Here is a 16,843-nt window from a genome sequence, read left to right on the forward strand (position 1 = left end):
AGCCGTGCCGCAAGCAAAAACATGATGGTAGCCAAACTCGCACTCGCCCCCAGCGGCGAAGTTCACAACAGCCATCTCCGAACGATTTCCTTTTACTGGAAGCTCACGCCATGTGATTTGATCGTGCTGTACCCGACTGGAGGATAGCAATGGCGACCGAAACTCACGCAGACCGCCAAGAATTAGACGATTGGGCAATTTACGGCCCAAAGGACCCAGAAATCAGTCGATTGGTGGCGCGTCTGGTTCTCGACCATGGATTGCGCGTCCGTGACGTCGAAGCACTTATCCTTGTCATCTTGCAGGAAAAGATTGCTGCCGAAGAGGCCCGTTAATCGCGAAATGGCGAGCCGTTCCACGTTACTCGGTACAACCCTGTGTTGTTTCGGGCAGCCAAGAAGATCAAAGCTCCACGCCCTGTCGCGCTGTTCAGGCGCCGAGTAGCATGAAGGTTTTCCATGGCTGTCAGATCCACGTTGCATCCCCAACCGGCATCGGAAGGGGTATGACTTCTGACGCCTGATGAGGAAACCGCCCGAACTGGTGGCCTTTACGACGTGAAACCCGCTCGGTCGGGTGACGATCACCTTCTCCGACGAAAGGCCCGAAAACCAGAGCGTTCAAAGGTCTGCCCCCGCAGTGAGAACCGCGGCGGCGAAGTGGCCCACGAAGGCGTGCAGCGTGAACTCTGCCGTTGATCGCGGACACCGTCCCCACCAAGCACGGCGCGGCGCGAAGGGGTCTCAGCCAAACGCACGTCAGCCCAAGCCACCCATTCAATCTAAAAACATATTGTATCCCAATGTGTTAGTGAACAACCCGCTTGATTCGGCGAATCGCTCCAGTAACAGTAAGCGGGGTGATTCGCGGAGCTCGTGCGAGGCCCTACTAGTCTAAAGCGGAGTGACGATGACCGTTAACCTAGCCCGCCATGCCGACATTCGAAAACGATTGGGAGCGCTCGGCTTGTCCCTCAGCGCTCTCGCACGTGAGGTGGGGGTGACGCCGGAAACGGTCACGATTGTCAGCCAAGGCTACCGTAGGTCGCGGCGCGTCGAGAAGCAAATTGCCGCTGCCTTGGGCACGACGCCAGAGCAACTGTTTCCCGAACGCTATTTGTCAGAGGAGGGCTTAGCCTACCGTCGAATGGGAAAAAGGCCCTCCTGGTGGAACAGGAAGGCCCTTCAGAAATAGGTGTCGATTGGTACCGACCCTTCTTCTTTCCCCCGAGACGCAGAAAAAGTCAACCCGTCGGAGTGGTTCCGGCGGGGTAGGTCCCTGCATACTTATGAGAAGGCGGAAACGCTGCTTCTTCCGCGCCCATCGGCGACGGTCTGGAAGTTCGCACGCTCCGAAACCATGATGAACAACACACTGATCTACCGCAGCCCTGATCCGAGCCGCGCGAGCCGCGATGTCATACGGCGTTCCAGAGCGAGCCTTCGCGGCAGCATGATTGCCAAAGTGCCAGCGTTCCCCTACCCGCGCGTCATACAGTTCGAGAGCATGCTCGAATATCGGTTCCTGTGCATGACGCTCGTGCGTCCCGACATCCACGATATTTTGGAACAGCCCCCTGCGATTCATTACCGGCGTGGGGATGGTAGCGACGCTTCCCATGTTTTCGACTTCGTCGTGACCCTGAGCAGCGGCGAAAGGATCGCCATTGCGATCAAGCCTGCGGATCGGGTGGTCCAGCGCGATTTCGTAACGGAGCTCGGTTGTGTCGCGGCCGCGATGCCCAAACATTTCGCTCACAGGGTCAAGCTGATCACCGATGAACAACTCAACCGGCGAGCAGCCGCAGAGGCCGCGCGGCTGGTCATGCGAAGCCGCCCCCAGCTGACGGAGGTTGCGGCATGACGCTACGCCTCCGACTATCACGCTCTGACCTGCTGAACATCGACAGCGTTCCTTATCGCCCTCTGGAGACGGAGGGAGATATCGTCATCTTGGAACGTGCTGACCAGCCCGGCATCACTCAAGCTTTCACTCATGCAAAAGTCTCTGAACTTTTGAGGTCGTCGGGCGCGCGCTATCAGCCGGGCTACTTCGACTTCGCACGCAGCCGCATGTTGAGAGACAGCCCTGTCGAATTGATCAACGAGCTTGCCCCAAAGGTTCAGTCTAGTCTGCTGTGGAAAAGCGCAATCTGCAAAGCTTTCCTGAAGTTGGCTGACGAGAAACGTGCTGTCCGGACTTACGCGTCAGTCTCGAAGGTGAAAGGGGAGCTAGAGCTGATCGTTCGAGAACAGGAATACAAAGCACCCGGCACTGGCAAGCGCGCGGGGAGCGAGATCATTTCTCGCAAGATGCCTTGTTCCAAAACTATTCTCAAATGGGTGAAACGCTATGAACAGTCGGGCTATAGTGCCCTGGCGCTTCTGCCAAAGACCCGTTGTAGCGGCAATCGCGACGCTCGCTGGTGTCATCGCACCGAGGCCATGGCCTCGGACGTCATCGAAGTCTTCGCGAACACACAACGCCCCTCCAAAAAGCAAGCCGTCACTCAGGTTCAGCGTCGTATCAAGACCGAGAACGGCCGCCGTCTGGGCGATGGGCTGCCACTGCTGACTATACCATCGTCCCGCACCTTGCATCGCCGTCTTAAGGAAGCCGACCCATACTACATCCACGCCCGCCGCTGGGGAATCGACGCCGCCAATCGCAGGTTCAATCTTTCCGAAATAGGCGTGGAGACGCTGTTCCCCGGCGAGCGGGTGGAGATGGATGAAAATCGGCTCGACGTGATCACGTTGCTGACGCTGTCTGGCATGCTGGACCAGTTACCGATTGAGCAAGTCGAACGGCTAAAGGTACGCCGGTGGATCTATGCGGCGAAGGACTGTGCAACAAAATGCATTGTTGCCATGCGCCTTGCAACCACACCAAATGCACAGGATGCCGTTCAGACCCTGCGTGACGTGCTACAAGATCGTACGCCCTATGCCTCGGCTGCCGGTTGCGAAAGTGCGTGGGATCAGGTCTCTGGTATCGGGGCAATCGTTACTGACCAGGGATCGGCTTTCATTTCTGCGGAGTTTCGCTCGGCTGCGGAATCGCTTGGAGTGACGATGCATCTTCCTCCAGCCGGGCTGCCGCAGATGCGTGGCAATATGGAAAGCTTCTTCCGCACCCTCGGGCACAAGCTTATGCCGCTTCTATCGGGGCGCACCTTCTTCAACCCCGTGGAGCGTCGCGACTATCCGTCCGAGCAGTTGGCCTGCCTTGATGATGATGACCTTATCCGCATTCTGCTGACCTTCGTGGTAGACATCTATCACAATGAGCCACACGGGTCCTTGAAGGGGGAAACTCCTGCGAATTGCTGGAAGCGGCTGGCCGAAGAACAAGGATTGCTGCCAGTTCCAGATGGCCTGACCCTTAGAAAGACCTTCGGTCGGCCCCTCACGCGCAAATTGCGCCGCGATGGGGTGCTGTTCGCCGGACTGTCTTACAGCTGTAGCGCGCTGCGTGAGGCATTCTTGCACTCACCCGAGCGTGATGTGGAGATCCGCGCCGATTTGTTTGACCTAGGCTGGATTGCGGTGAAGGTCGGGAACGGGTGGCACCCGGCCAAATGCAACCACCGCGGCTTCGATGGTCTTCGCTACACCGATTGGCAGGAGGCCAGCCGCGCGCTTCGCCTTCAGCATCGCCGTGCAGCGGCGCTGTCCGAAGATGTTGTGCAGCGCGCCATCACTCGGATTTCGGAGACAAATCGCGCAGCAGCGCTGCGAATGCAGCTCACGCCTTACCACATCACCGACGCCGAGATCGCACGAAACGAAAAGGCCCTGCATTTCTCGCTGACGTCATCAGCAGAGAGTTTGGCCATCGCTTCGCGCACGGGAGACCCCCTTACCGACGGCATCGACATCTTTCCACACGATGCGGCGAACTTACCCATCGCCAGTCCGAACGACCAAGTCCTTCCGTCAGCGTCGCTTGGAACCCATCGCATCGCCGCGTGGAAGCTCGACGATGAATGATAAGCGCCAAAGCACAGCCGAAACAATTGCTTCCTTGCGGGCTCAATTCATCCGACATGAGCGGTTTGACCCCCTGCACGCTCGCTTCCAGATGCTGCTGGAAAAGCGCCTTGCCGATCTTTCGGCAGGGCGGACTGCTGACTCTCACGGTATTGCGCTGTCAGGCGCGTCAGGAACAGGCAAGAGCTGCGCTGCATCTCAACTTCTCGCGGGGGCGCGAAGGCGCCTTGCAACGTCCTCGCTGCCGGAAGCAACGCTCATCAGCCTCCGCGTCCCCTCCCCTGCGACACTGAAATTCATGGGGCAAATGATCCTGCGGGCCCTTGGCTACAGCCTCTCGTCAGAACGACAGGCTTGGTACATTTGGGACCTCGTGCGACATCAGCTGAAACTTCGGCAAGTGCTTTTCCTGCATCTGGACGAAGCTCAGGATCTGAGTTCTCGGGGCACGAAGGTCGAGTTGAATGCCGTTGCATCCATGCTGAAGACGCTGATGACCGATCCACATTGGCCGGTGGGCATCCTTCTGTCAGGCACGGAAGAATTGGAACGCATCTTGAACCATGATCCGCAGTTGGCGCGGCGCATGAGTGCAATACATTTCGCGCCTTTGTCGGCAGCGGCGCATGCGCGGGATACGGCGGGTCTCGTCGAAAGTTATGCTACTCGTGCAGGTCTCACCGTAGCACCTGACGCCCAAGGCATCGATATGGCCGAACGACTGATCCACGCTGCCGCATTCCAATTTGGCTTGGTGATCGAAATTATCATCGCGGCATTGGAGGTCGCCCTTCTTGCTGGCAGCGCGGTTCTTTGGGCAAACCATTTCGCCTTGGCTTTCGAGGAGCGCTCTTCCTGCTCGGATGCCTTCAACCCTTTCATTGTTGGCGATTATCATCGGATTGATGCCCGCAAGGTCTTCACTCGGGAGGATAACTGATGTCCTACGCAATGAGTCTTCCACTAGTCGTTGACCCTATCGCAGGCGAAAGTGCGACATCGCTAGCCTCCCGCCTTGCGAAACTGAACGGAGCACCCCGGCTTATCGCCTTCTGCTCGGACTTGGGTATAAGCCATCGTCGCCTTACCAACGGGGAACCCGCCGAGATCGAGCATATTGCGGCTCTGGCCGGACAAGCGCCAGAGCCACTGCTGTTCTGGACGCCTCAGCATTTTGGGCCGGGGTGGTTCAATCTAGGCTGCGCGCGGATTAAGTTCACCGCGTTCTCGCGGTCTCTGACGCGTGCATGCCCTACCTGTCTGCAAGCAGCCGACTTGCGTGATCCAAGTTTTCAGGCTGGCCATCGTGGCCTTTGGCAATTGTCGAGCATTCGGGGCTGTACGATCCATAGCTGCGCTCTGGTCACACTTCCTGCCCCGGCGGCCAACAAGGATCTCTATGATTTCGCTCGTCTTGCGGAGCGATACGTCCCCGCGGCCGCGTATCGCATCCCGGAGGGTGACTGGGAGTTAGAACGCTATCTTATTGATCGCGTAACCAAAGAAGCAGGTCATCGCTGGATCGACACTTTGCCCTTCCATGTGGCCTCCCAGGCGGCAGACAACCTCGGCGTCCTTTTGACGCTTGGCCCCGATACCAGCCGAAGGGGCATCAGCGATCAACAATGGATAGCATCCGGCTCTGCCGGATATCGTGTGCTCGCCGAGGGGCCCAATGCGCTTCTGCACGCATTGAGAGACATGAAGCGCGGCCACGTCAACGATGCCGGACGCTACCTCGCGCGTTATCGCTTCTTTTTCGATTGGCTACGCTACCGTGACGATGATCGAAGCTTCGACAGCCTTCGCGATCTGGTCCGGGAGTTCGTCTGGACGAACTTCCCGGTCGCAAAAGGTGCCAAGGTTCTGGGACAAGAATGCCCTCGCCAGTTTGTACACTCGCTCTCCACCGCCGTCACGAAGACGGGAATCACGAAACGCCAATTGGGCCGCCGACTTTGCGCGTTGGGACTGGCGCGCCAGAGCGGCGGTGAACTGGGTTTCGACATCCATGATTACATCGCAGACGAGGTAATCATAAAGATCGCCTCCGAGTTCTCGGGCGTGGTGAACGCGACGGAGGCAGCCGCCTTTTTAGGGATCAAGTGCTTCATGCTGACACAGCTGACCAGATCCGATCTTATCCGAACGTACGCCTCTGATGAAAAAGCGCTTCCTCTCTATGAGACTTCTACGCTTACCGATTTCATGGCTAGTCTCGAGCGACTTCGCGAACCCGGCCTTCCAGAGAACGGTTGGCTGGAAATCCCAACAGCCGCGCATCGCGCCAAGATCACCACCGCCACGGCGGTTTCGCTGATCTTCCTGCACATGCTCCCGCTACGCTGTCCTCGCCGCGAGATTTCAGGATTTCGGGATCCCCATGTGGATGTGGCAACCTTGCGCGAAGCCATCAGCCTTCCCGAAGAAGGCGCAGTTCATCCAAGGCGCGCGGCGAAGATTCTTGATGTGCCAGCCGCCACCATCGCAGCAATGCTGCAACGCGGGCACTTGGACAGTATTCCCGTTCCTCGGCCTTCACCCGGTCCACCGGTCCTCTACGTTTGCCCCACCGCCGTCACGAGTTTTTCGAATTTCTTCGTGACGAAGAACCAAGCTATGCAGCAGATGAGCGGTCGACATACCCCTGCTGTGATTGAGCAACTTCTGGAGGAATACCGAATTAACTTTAGCACAACGACGGAGCCGATTTACAGAAGCGACGTGCTTGCAGAGATTTGAATAATGAGATCACCGGCCTGATGGTCGGTGTTTTTTTGACCAAGCGCTGGAAGAACTACGTGGCAGAAATGGAAGGGGAAGTGTTCAGTCGAGAAAAATGACGGCTGATTTTACTCCGCTTTTTGCCGTCTGAATGGAACAACTATCTGGCACTGTCCAACATGCTCGGCATGTATAAACATCATTCACAACGAAATGATTACCAACGCGCCTCGCGCCGGAAGCAAGCTGTGATGCTACAGTTTTTGCACCATACGACGCTGAAGCAATGCACGATGCCGCAATCGCTTGGGTGCCATCCCCGGGAAATCAAGTAGCCATCAGCGGCAAAGGTGATGGCGATGGTGCCGCCTTTGCCGTCAAGGCTTCCAGACTTACAGACTTACAGCGCAGAACGGAAAGTGCCGTGGACTATCGGTTCGGTTTGCGCTCGCTCGCTTGCCGACATCCGTCCGTTTTCTTTTGCCGATTCTTTCAAGGAAGAATCGAGCTTTGTCTTGAAATCTTCGCGACGACGAAAAAGCCCAAGCATTCTGACCCCCGAGTCCAAAATCAGACCAGGCTCAAGGCCCATTGATTTCAGTCTTCTGGCGTGATGCAGGCTCCGCAAGGAGCTCTGACCGATGAGCAACCTTTATTGGCTGAGCGACGCGCAAATGGAGCGCCTCAAGCTGTTTGAAGGGGAAACAGTCCCCCAGACTGTTTTCTGATCCTCTCTGGGGCGGAACCGGAACAGGGTTTGAAAACCGTCCCCACCCACAACGGAAACCGCGCCGCAAAGGATTGAAATAAAATAAGGAGATATAGATCTGGCGATCCCGGGAGGATTCGAACCCCCGACCAGCCGCTTAGAAGGCGGCTGCTCTATCCAACTGAGCTACGGGACCGTCGAGGCAGTCTTGGACCAGCTTTGCGGCCAAATCAACCTCCCCTCTGCATCAATCGAGTGCGAGGGTCATGAAAACGCTGTTGGGATCCTCTCCGTAGCCTTCAAAGGGCGGACATTCGCGAAAGCCCGCGCGGGCATAGAGGGCGCGGGCCGCGATGAAGGTCGGCTGGATGCCTGTTTCAAGGCTGAGGCGGGCAAAGCCTTCGGCGCGGGCATGACCGATCAAAGCCTCGAGCATCCGGCGCGAATGGCCGCGGCCGCGATCCTCTGCAAGGACATGCATGGACTTCACCTCGCCATGATCGGGTGCGATGCGCTTGACCGCCCCCATCGCGACCGCGCGGCCGTGGTCGCGGATGGTGTAGAAGCCGATATCGGGGTGCTCAAGCGTCTCGCGCGGCATCATATGGATCGATTCGGGCGGGGTATCGGCATGCATGTCGATGGTGTGGCGCTCGAAAAGCAAAGCCAGATCTTGCGCCAAAGGCGACTCGCGCGTCGTCGTCAAATTCTCGGCCATACCCTGCCCCTTTACCTGATGGCGCCGGTTTTCCAGAGAATGCCGCGCTTGTCGAGGGCCGCGCCCGCATTTCCCGCAACCCGCCCCCTGCCGGTCACGAGGCTTCCAAAAGCCCGAGCAGCGGCGGGGCTTTACAGCGCCTTGGAAACACGCAGACTTTAGCCCAGATCTTACCCTGCGGGCTCTGCCCGCCCCTTTCGCGGCAGGCCCCATGACCGATCTCCCGACCCTCGATGCGCTTCGCCACCGTGACGCCACGGATGTTCTGGCGGCTTTCCGATCCGAATTCGTATTGCCCGAGGGCATGATCTATTTCGACGGCAACTCGCTTGGCCCCGCGCCGAAAGAAGCGCTCTCGGAGCTTGAACAGGCCGCGCGTCAGGAATGGTCGCAAGACCTGATCCGCAGCTGGAACTCGGCGAACTGGTTCCAGCTTCCGCTGGAGCTGGGCGACCGGATCGGGGCGATCATCGGTGCGGCGGCCGGTCAGGTTGCGGTCAGCGACAGTACCTCGATCAATATTTTCAAAGCCCTGAGCGCCGCTCTTTCTCTGCGCCCGGGACGCGGCACGATCCTTGCCGAAGCCTCGAGCTTTCCCACCGATCTCTATATCGCCGAGGGGCTGGTCGCCACGCGGCCGGGCCTGACACTGCGCCTCGAAGGGGTCGACGGCGCACGGATCGAAGAGATGCTGGACGACGATGTGGCGGTCGTTCTGCTCAACCATGTGAATTACCGCAGCGGCAGCCTGCTCGACATGGCGGCGCTGACGGCCAAGATCCACGCGGCGGGTGCGCTGGTCATCTGGGACCTCTGCCATAGCGCGGGCGCGGTGCCCATCGAGCTGGATGGCGCGCATGCCGATTTCGCGGTCGGATGCAGCTATAAATACCTCAATGGCGGCCCGGGCGCGCCGGCCTTTCTCTATGCCGCCACCCGCCATCATGCGGAGCTCAGCCAACCGCTTTCCGGCTGGTGGGGCCATGCCCGCCCCTTCGCCTTCGAGACGCGCTACGACGCCCATCAGGGCATTGCGAAATTTCTCTGCGGCACCCAGCCCATCCTGTCGCTGCGCGCGCTCAAAGGCGCGCTCGCGATGTGGGAGCGGGTCGATATGGCGGCGCTGCGCGCCAAAAGCCAAAGCCTGACCGATCTGTTCATCGCTTTGGTCGAAAACCGCTGCGCGGGCCACGGGCTTGTGCTTCAGACGACGCGCGATCGCGATCTTCGCGGCTCTCAGGTCTCCTTCTCCCATCCCGAGGCCTATCCGGTCATGCAGGCCCTGATCGAGCGCAATGTGATCGGCGACTTCCGCGCCCCCGACGTGCTCCGCTTCGGGTTCACGCCGCTTTATCTGAGCCATGAAGATGTCTGGAACGCGGTCGAGATCCTGCGCGAGGTGCTGGACTCCGGCATCTGGCGCGAGCCGCGTTTTGCCGCCCGCAGCGCGGTGACCTGATCCGAGGATCGCCCCTCAGGCCGCCAGCCGCTCTTGCGCCACTTCGGCGATCAGGCTGGCGGTTTCCTCCATCAGCCGTCCCATGGAAGAGGTCCGCCGCCAAAACAGACCGATGCGGCGGCTGACATTGCCGTCCTCGAAAGGCAGAACCTTCATCTCGTGCTCGCCGCCCTGACCGGCATTGCCGGCAAGGGCCGGCAAAAGGGTGATGCCGACACCCGCCACCACCATCTGGCGCAGGGTCTCGAGGCTTGTGCCGCGAAAGCCGCTGCGCTCGACCGCGCCAGACAGCCTGCAAAGCTCGAGCGCTTGTTCGCGCAGGCAATGGCCCTCCTCGAGGAGCATCAGGCTTTGATCGGCCAAAGCTCCGGGGCCGACCGATTTGGCCGAGGCAAGCGCATGATTGCCCGGCACGGCCAAAAAGAAAGGCTCGCGGAACAAGACCTTGCCGGTCAAATGGCTATCATGGACCGGCAAGGCCAAAAGCGCGGCATCGATCTGGCCCTCGACCAGACGACGCACCAGAAGATCGCTTTTTTCCTCGGTCAAAAGCAGCTCGACATCGGGAAAACCCGCGATGAAGCGCGGCACGATATGAGGCAGAAGATAGGGCGCGAGCGTCGGGAAAACGCCCAAACGTAGCCGCGTCGTGCCGGATTCGCCGTGACGCGCGGCGTCGCCGCGCATCTGCGCCACCTCGTCGAGGATGCGGCGGGCGCGGGCCAAAGCCTCTTGGCCCGCAGCGGTGAAAATCACGTTGCGTGGCACTCGTTCGACCAGCGCCACGCCCAGTTCTTCCTCCAGCTTCTTGAGCTGGGTCGAAACCGTGGGCTGGCTGACACCGCAGATCTCGGCGGCGCGGCGGAAGTTCCGCTGATCCGCCAGCGCCACCAGATATTCCAGCTCACGCAGGTTCATCGCGCTTTACGCCGCCTTTTCTTCGGGGGCCGAGACGCGGATCAGGTGATCAAAGGCCGCAAGCGAGGCCTTCGCCCCCTCGCCCATCGCGATCACGATCTGCTTGTAGGGCGTCGTGGTGCAGTCACCTGCCGCGAAAACACCGGGCATCGAGGTCGCGCCATGGGCATCGACGACGATTTCACCGCGCGGGCTCAGATCGATCGTGCCCTTGAGCCAATCGGTATTCGGCATCAGCCCGATCTGGACGAAGATGCCCTCGAGCGCGATCTCGCGGATCTCGCCGCTGGTGCGGTCCTCGTAGGCCAGACCGGTGACGCGGGTGCCGTCGCCCTTGACTTCGGTGGTTTTGGCATGGGTCAGGATCGTGACGTTTTTCAGGCTGCGCAATTTGCGCTGCAAGACATCATCGGCGCGCAGCTGCTTGTCGAATTCGATCAAGGTGACATGGGCCACCAGCCCCGCCAGATCGATCGCCGCCTCGACGCCCGAGTTCCCGCCGCCGATTACCGCAATGCGCTTGCCCTTGAACAAAGGCCCGTCGCAATGGGGGCAGAAGGCCACGCCTTTGTTGAGGTAATCCTGCTCGCCAGGAACCCCCATCTTGCGCCAGCGCGCGCCGGTAGACAGCACGACCGAAGCCGCAGTCAGTGCAGCACCCGAGGCCATGGTGACTCGGAAGCCGCCCTCGACCGCCTCGAGCTTGGTCGCGGTCTGAAGGTTCATGACCTCGACATCATATTCTCGCACATGGGTTTCCAGCGCCGCGGCCAGTTTCGGCCCTTCGGTATGGGGCACCGAGATAAAATTCTCGATCGCCATCGTATCAAGCACCTGCCCGCCGAAACGCTCGGCCGCGACACCCGTGCGGATGCCCTTGCGCGCGGCATAGACCGCCGCAGCCGCACCGGCCGGCCCGCCACCGACGACCAAAACGTCGAAAGGCGCCTGCGCATTGACGGCATCGGCCGCACGATTCGCGGCACCGGTATCGATCTTGGCAAGGATTTCTTCGGCACTCATGCGGCCCGAAGCAAAGGGCTGGCCGTTGAGATAGATCGCCGGCACCGACATGATCTGGCGCGCTTCGACCTCGGGCTGGAACAGCGCCCCGTCGATCGCGACATGCTCGATCCCCGGGTTGAGAACCGCCATCAGGTTGAGCGCCTGCACCACATCGGGGCAGTTCTGGCAGGACAGCGAGAAATAGGTCTCGAATTTGAAGCTGCCCTCGAGACCGCGGATCTGGTCGAGAACCGCCTGCTCGAGTTTCGGCGGATAGCCACCGACCTGCAACAGCGCCAAAACCAGCGAGGTGAACTCGTGCCCCATCGGCAGACCGGCAAAGGTCAGGCTGATATCCTCGCCGGGCGAGCTCAGAGCAAAGGACGGCACGCGCGCCGCATCGTCGCCGCGCGTGACCGTGATCTTGTCGGAAAGCTCGCGGATTTCCTCCAGCAGCTCCAGCATGTCGCGGGATTTCGCACCATCATCGGCAAAAGCCGTGATCACGACCGGACGGGTCACCCGTTCCAGATAGGCTTTGAGCTGGGTTTTCAGATTGGCGTCGAGCATGTCGTCCTCACGGGTTGCGCGGCGCGGTCTCGCGCCGGTGTGAAGCTCCCCGACCGGTGCCGGAGAGCCGTTCTTCATCAGGAAAATACCCGAAAGAGGCTTCGGCCTCAGATCTTGCCGACGAGGTCGAGCGAGGGTGCCAGCGTCTCTTCGCCCTCTTTCCATTTCGCGGGGCAAACTTCACCGGGATGCGCGCGGACGTATTGTGCGGCTTTGAGCTTGCGCACGAGGTCGGTCGCGTCGCGGCCGATGCCTTCGGCGGTGATTTCCATCGCCTGGATGATGCCGTCCGGATCGACGATGAAGGTCGCGCGATCGGCCAGACCTTCGGCTTCGCGCATCGCGTCGAAGTTGCGGGTCAGGATGCCGACCGGATCGCCGATCATCGCATACTGGATCTTGCCGATCGTCTCCGAGCTGTCGTGCCAGGCTTTGTGGGTGAAGTGGGTGTCGGTCGAAACCGAGAACACCTCGACGCCCATTTTCTGCAGTTCTTCATAATGGTCGGCGACATCGCCCAGCTCGGTCGGGCAGACAAAGGTGAAATCGGCCGGATAGAAGAAGAACACGGCCCATTTGCCCGAGATGTCGGCATCGGTGACTTCAATGAATTTGCCCTGTTTGAAAGCCTGCGCTTTGAAGGGGCGGATTTTGGTGTTGATCAGAGCCATGATCGTGTCCTTTCAGAATGGTTGAACTTGATCTAGGTCCTGCCGGAGCGAATGTAAAATAGATTGAAATGTCACTTCTGATATATAATATCTATCAATCTTTCTGCGCGCGCGAAAAGCCCAGCAATTCCTGCTTTCGCGCATCGCTTGCCCGAAAGGCACCGCGGACGGAATGTTTGAAACCAGACTAAAGTTTGACGGTTTTCTTGTGTTTTTCGGGCGTTACGCGCAGTTTTCGGGACATTCTCTCGCGCCTGCACATGGTCGCGACACAAAAGAGACTACGCCCCTTTCAAAACCACCAGCCCCGGACCCCGCCGTCTACGCGCCCCTTTATGCTGCGCTGCGACATTCCGCCGCGCATCGCCACAGACACCCCCCACCCCCGAAAAGGCAACGGCCCCGAAAGGGGCCGCGCATCCGTCGCAAGGGGTTCAGGTCTGTGGTCTCAGATCCACTTCGCCAAGGGCGGAAGGCTCATCAGGACCGCATTGGGATCATGGCCCGTCGCGAGGCCGAACTTCGTGCCGCGATCATAGACGAGGTTGTATTCGGCATAGAGGCCGCGATGGACCAGCTGCGCCTCGCGGTCGTCCGCGGTCCAATCCTGTTTCGAGCGCGCCTCGGCCAAGGGCAGGAAGGCGGGCAGGAAAGCCTCGCCCACGGCGCGGGTAAAGTCGAAATCGGCGCGCCAGTCGCCGGTGTTGAGATCGTCGTAGAAGATCCCGCCGACGCCGCGCGCGCGGCCGCGATGCGGAATAAAGAAATACTCGTCCGCCCATTCCTTGAAGCGCGGATAATAGCCCGCATCATAGGGGTCGCAGGCATCTTTCAGAACCTGATGGAAAAAGCGCGTATCCGCGTCATATTCGAGGCAGGGGTTGAGGTCGGTGCCGCCGCCGAACCACCAGGCCGAGGGCGTCCAGAACATCCGCGTGTTCATGTGGACGGCCGGTGCGTGGGGGTTTTGCATATGGGCGACAAGGCTGATGCCGCTGGCCCAGAAACGCGGATCCTCGGCCACGCCCGGCACACCGCGCGCGGTCATCGCCGCCTGCGCCTGCGGGGCAAGCTCGCCATGAACCTCGGACCAGTTGACGCCGACCTTCTCGAAAACGCGGCCGCCACGCATCACCGACATGATGCCGCCGCCGCCGTTATTGGGACGCGAAGTCGGGGTGACCTCGAAACGGCCGGCGGGGCCTTCGCCCGCGCTGCGGTCCTCGAGCCCCTCGAAAGCCGCGACGATCTGGTCACGCAGCTCATGAAACCAGGCGGCGGCCTCTTTGCGCTCTTCCATCATCATCATTGCCGTTCTCCACGCATCTTGAATTACCGCGCCAAGTCCGCGACATTGGGCGCGTAGCAACCACTACAGGTCCGCCCCATGTCCCGCAACATTGCCTTCGCCCTTCTTCCGGTTCTGGTGCTGACCGCCTGCGGTACGCCGCAGGAGCAATGCATCCGCCGCAACACTTCGGAATACCGCACGATTTCTTCGCTTCTGGCCGAGGTCGAAGGAAATATCGCGCGCGGCTATGCCTGGCAGGAACGCGAGGTCACCCGCACCGAATGGGATGACTGCCGTGCATGGGTGCGCGGAAAAGGCGGCGAACCCGTGCTGATCTCGCGCCCCTGTCTGCGCGATGTCACCGATACCGAGCGCTACCGCGTGCCGATCGATCCCGCTTCGGAAAAGCGCAAACGCGACAATCTCGTCGAGCGCCGCGCCGCTTTGGCCAAACAGGCCAATGCCGCCGTCAGCGCATGCCGCGCGGCCTATCCCGAGGAAACGACGGCCAAATAGGCCGCCTGCCCTGTCGTGAAAAAGGATCAGTAGACCGGCGGCGTCAGCGCATCGGCGAGGCTGCGGCCGCCGTCGACGCGCAGGATTTGGCCGGTGATGAAGCTCGATGCTTCGCTTGCCAGAAACTGCGCTGCGGGGCCGATCTCTTCGGCTCCCGCGATGCGGCCCAAAGGCGTTGCCGCCACCAGCCGCTCGCGCAGCCCCGGCTCGGCCTTGAGGCTGCTCTGGAGCACATTCGACATGATGCTGGCAAAAGCGATGCCGTTCACGCGGATTTTCTTGGGCGCAAGCGCCATCGCCAGCGAGCGTGTGGCTTGCGCCTGCGCGGCGCTGGCGATCGAATAGGCCATCATCTGCGGTTGCGGACGGTCGGCGGCAAGCGAGGTCAGGTTGATGATCGAGCCGGCCTGAATCTCGGGCTGGTCGATCTCGGCCTGTGCGGTCATGCGCTTTGCAACCATCTGCGACAATTTCAGCGCCGAGCTCATGTTCTGGCGCATCATATCGCCCATCAGCTCCTCCTCGACCGTCAGCGGGTCGCAGAACTGGACGTTGCGATGGGCGTTCACCAAAATGTCGATGCGCTCGAAACTGTCGATCGTCGCCGAGACCAGATTGGCCAAGGTAAGCTTTTGGCCGAGATCGCCCGAAAAGCCGCGCACCTGGTCATGGCCGTGCATGTCGGCCCCCAGCTCCGCCTCGAGCGCGGCCTCGTCGCCATCGGCATAGACGACATTCGCACCCGCCTCGCGGAAGTGGCGCGCGATCGCAAGTCCGATGCCGCGTCCGGCGCCGGTCACGATGGCGGTCTTGCCCTGAAGCGAAGTGTTCACGATTTGCGACCCTTTTTGCGCGCGACGGCACCACGGCCCGCACCGCTGGCGGTCAGGATCTTGAAGCGGGAATCGCCTCCGATCTCGGAAACATCGGCAAAGTTGTCGCGCAGAACCGCCTCGTAGGGCAGATGGCGGTTTGCCACCATCCAAAGGCGCCCCGCCCCCGTCAAAAGCCGCGCGGCGGTCTGGATGAAGCCCGCGCCCAAAGCCGGATCGGCCTTGCGCCCCTCGTGGAACGGCGGGTTCATCACCACGCCGTTGACCGGCTCGGAAAGCGCGAAGGTCAAAGCGTCGGTCCAGTGGAAACGCGCGCGCGGATCAACCACATTGCGCTTGGCGCAATCGAGCGAGGCGGCATCGGCCTCGACCAGATGCAGGACCTCGACACCCGGTCGCGCAAGGATCTGTGCCGAAAGCCAGCCCCAGCCCGCGCCGAGATCGACAACGCGCGTCGGCATTTTCTCGGGGAGATGCGCAACCAGAGCTACCGAAGCCGGATCGGGACCGTCGGCGGAAAAGACGCCCGGAACCGTCGAAAAGCCCGGCGCGACCTCGGTCGCGGTCGCGACCCACTCCTGCGGATACCAGCGATCGGCCGGAATGGTCACGCGGAAGATCTTGCCGTGGGCGCGCGAATGGACCTCTTCGACCGGCAGAAGGCCGCGGATCTCGCGCAGAACGGAATCGATCCCGTCGGTCTTGAGGCCGTCGATCCAGAGCGCCGCCCCTTCGGGCAAAAGTGCCGAGGCCTGCGCCAGCCGTGCCCGCGCCAAGGCGCGCGAACGCGGGATGACGACCAGCGCCTGAGCGAATGCGCCCCGCGGCTCGGTCACGATGTCGTAGCCCCAGCCTTCCAGTGCCTGCACATCGGGGAAAAACCCTTGTACGATCTGGGTTTGGCCGGGGTCGAAGGGCGTCAGATCGAAATCGCGCCCCGCTCCGAGCAAGAGCATACGCCCGACGGGGGGCTGGTCACCGTAGGCTAATTCAATTCGCGATCCGGACACGGTTTTCCTATTCTTTTTCCATCGTGCATTGCAGCGGATGCTGCTGTCGCCGCGCCAGTTCCATGACTTGGGCGACCTTGGTCTCGGCGATCTCGTGCGAGAAAACACCGACGACCGCAACACCCTTGCGGTGCACGGTCAGCATGATCTCGATAGCCTGAGCATGCGTCAGCGAAAAGAGGCGTTCCAGCACATAGACGACGAATTCCATCGGCGTGAAATCGTCGTTGAGCAGCAAAACCTTGTACAAGGGCGGGCGCTGGGTGCGGGTTTTTGTCTTGACCGCTAAATCGACGTCGTCACGGTCGTTGGGAGTGCTCGTCATGATCACTTCTGTCAGGTCAGATGGGTTAAGGGGCATGTCGCAAGATATAGGCGTTTTGCCCGCATATGTAAGCCCCGGGCACGTCAAGCTCTGTTATGGCAA

At 60.6% G+C, this 16,843-nt stretch carries 16 protein-coding genes and 1 tRNA gene; 8 read left to right on the plus strand and 9 right to left on the minus strand.

Annotated elements, in window-relative coordinates; all coding sequences use genetic code 11:
• The first annotated feature begins 149 nt into the window (after positions 1-149).
• From ACFFUC_RS10375 to ACFFUC_RS10400, 6 genes are all read left to right on the plus strand, one after another.
• Positions 150-335 (plus strand): hypothetical protein, encoded by a 186-nt coding sequence (locus ACFFUC_RS10375; protein WP_377685981.1) that lies wholly within the window; start codon positions 150-152, stop codon positions 333-335.
• Positions 336-909: 574 nt separating this feature from the next.
• On the plus strand, positions 910-1,194 hold the full coding sequence (locus ACFFUC_RS10380) for a helix-turn-helix domain-containing protein (protein WP_377685982.1): 285 nt from the start codon (positions 910-912) through the stop codon (positions 1,192-1,194).
• Positions 1,195-1,863: a hypothetical protein gene (locus ACFFUC_RS10385; RefSeq protein WP_377685984.1), complete on the plus strand. Its 669-nt coding sequence runs from the start codon at positions 1,195-1,197 to the stop codon at positions 1,861-1,863. It begins immediately after the preceding gene.
• A complete protein-coding gene (locus tag ACFFUC_RS10390) occupies positions 1,860-3,992 on the plus strand; it encodes a TnsB C-terminal domain-containing protein (protein ID WP_377685986.1) in 2,133 nt (710 codons plus the stop codon). Before ACFFUC_RS10385 ends, ACFFUC_RS10390 begins: the two co-directional genes overlap by 4 nt.
• Positions 3,985-4,932 (plus strand): TniB family NTP-binding protein, encoded by a 948-nt coding sequence (locus ACFFUC_RS10395; RefSeq protein WP_377685988.1) that lies wholly within the window; start codon positions 3,985-3,987, stop codon positions 4,930-4,932. The genes ACFFUC_RS10390 and ACFFUC_RS10395 overlap by 8 nt, the downstream gene beginning before the upstream one ends.
• A complete protein-coding gene (locus ACFFUC_RS10400; RefSeq protein WP_377685990.1) occupies positions 4,932-6,734 on the plus strand; it encodes a TniQ family protein in 1,803 nt (600 codons plus the stop codon). The genes ACFFUC_RS10395 and ACFFUC_RS10400 overlap by 1 nt, the downstream gene beginning before the upstream one ends.
• A gap of 810 nt (positions 6,735-7,544) precedes the next feature.
• Here the strand turns inward: ACFFUC_RS10400 and ACFFUC_RS10405 are convergent.
• Both ACFFUC_RS10405 and ACFFUC_RS10410 read right to left on the minus strand, forming a co-directional pair.
• A tRNA-Arg gene (locus ACFFUC_RS10405) sits at positions 7,545-7,621 on the minus strand.
• Between the two features lie 51 nt (positions 7,622-7,672).
• Positions 7,673-8,143: a GNAT family N-acetyltransferase gene (locus ACFFUC_RS10410; RefSeq protein ID WP_377685992.1), complete on the minus strand. Its 471-nt coding sequence runs from the start codon at positions 8,141-8,143 to the stop codon at positions 7,673-7,675.
• Positions 8,144-8,354: 211 nt separating this feature from the next.
• Between ACFFUC_RS10410 and kynU the strand changes: the two genes are divergently transcribed.
• On the plus strand, positions 8,355-9,602 hold the full coding sequence (gene kynU, locus ACFFUC_RS10415; RefSeq protein ID WP_377685994.1) for a kynureninase: 1,248 nt from the start codon (positions 8,355-8,357) through the stop codon (positions 9,600-9,602).
• Positions 9,603-9,617: 15 nt separating this feature from the next.
• On the opposite strand, the gene ACFFUC_RS10420 is transcribed toward kynU, so the two are convergent.
• The 4 genes from ACFFUC_RS10420 to hemF form a co-directional block, all read right to left on the minus strand.
• Positions 9,618-10,520 (minus strand): LysR substrate-binding domain-containing protein, encoded by a 903-nt coding sequence (locus ACFFUC_RS10420; RefSeq protein ID WP_377685996.1) that lies wholly within the window; start codon positions 10,518-10,520, stop codon positions 9,618-9,620.
• Positions 10,521-10,526: 6 nt separating this feature from the next.
• Positions 10,527-12,173 (minus strand): alkyl hydroperoxide reductase subunit F, encoded by a 1,647-nt coding sequence (gene ahpF / locus ACFFUC_RS10425; RefSeq protein ID WP_446686706.1) that lies wholly within the window; start codon positions 12,171-12,173, stop codon positions 10,527-10,529.
• Between the two features lie 29 nt (positions 12,174-12,202).
• A complete protein-coding gene (ahpC, locus tag ACFFUC_RS10430; protein ID WP_377685998.1) occupies positions 12,203-12,766 on the minus strand; it encodes an alkyl hydroperoxide reductase subunit C in 564 nt (187 codons plus the stop codon).
• A gap of 448 nt (positions 12,767-13,214) precedes the next feature.
• Positions 13,215-14,075, minus strand: a complete 861-nt coding sequence (gene hemF / locus ACFFUC_RS10435; RefSeq protein ID WP_377685999.1) for an oxygen-dependent coproporphyrinogen oxidase — start codon at positions 14,073-14,075, stop codon at positions 13,215-13,217.
• A gap of 78 nt (positions 14,076-14,153) precedes the next feature.
• Here hemF and ACFFUC_RS10440 point away from each other — a divergent pair, with 78 nt between their 5' ends.
• Positions 14,154-14,573 carry a hypothetical protein gene (locus ACFFUC_RS10440; protein WP_377686001.1) on the plus strand — a complete coding sequence of 140 codons (420 nt, stop codon included), beginning with the start codon at positions 14,154-14,156 and terminating at the stop codon, positions 14,571-14,573.
• Positions 14,574-14,599: 26 nt separating this feature from the next.
• Here ACFFUC_RS10440 and ACFFUC_RS10445 read toward each other — a convergent pair whose 3' ends face one another.
• From ACFFUC_RS10445 to clpS, 3 genes are read right to left on the minus strand one after another with little or no spacing between them, the layout of a single operon-like run.
• Positions 14,600-15,406, minus strand: a complete 807-nt coding sequence (locus ACFFUC_RS10445; protein ID WP_377686002.1) for an SDR family NAD(P)-dependent oxidoreductase — start codon at positions 15,404-15,406, stop codon at positions 14,600-14,602.
• The gene (locus ACFFUC_RS10450; RefSeq protein ID WP_377686004.1) at positions 15,403-16,416 is read right to left on the minus strand and encodes a class I SAM-dependent methyltransferase; all 1,014 of its coding nucleotides are present in this window, start codon (positions 16,414-16,416) and stop codon (positions 15,403-15,405) included. The genes ACFFUC_RS10445 and ACFFUC_RS10450 overlap by 4 nt, the downstream gene beginning before the upstream one ends.
• 7 nt (positions 16,417-16,423) lie before the next feature.
• Positions 16,424-16,741: an ATP-dependent Clp protease adapter ClpS gene (gene clpS, locus ACFFUC_RS10455; RefSeq protein ID WP_377686006.1), complete on the minus strand. Its 318-nt coding sequence runs from the start codon at positions 16,739-16,741 to the stop codon at positions 16,424-16,426.
• Between the last annotated feature and the right edge of the window lie 102 nt (positions 16,742-16,843).

It is taken from the genome of Paracoccus cavernae, assembly GCF_042430175.1.
GTDB classification, from domain to species: Bacteria; Pseudomonadota; Alphaproteobacteria; order Rhodobacterales; family Rhodobacteraceae; genus Paracoccus; species Paracoccus cavernae.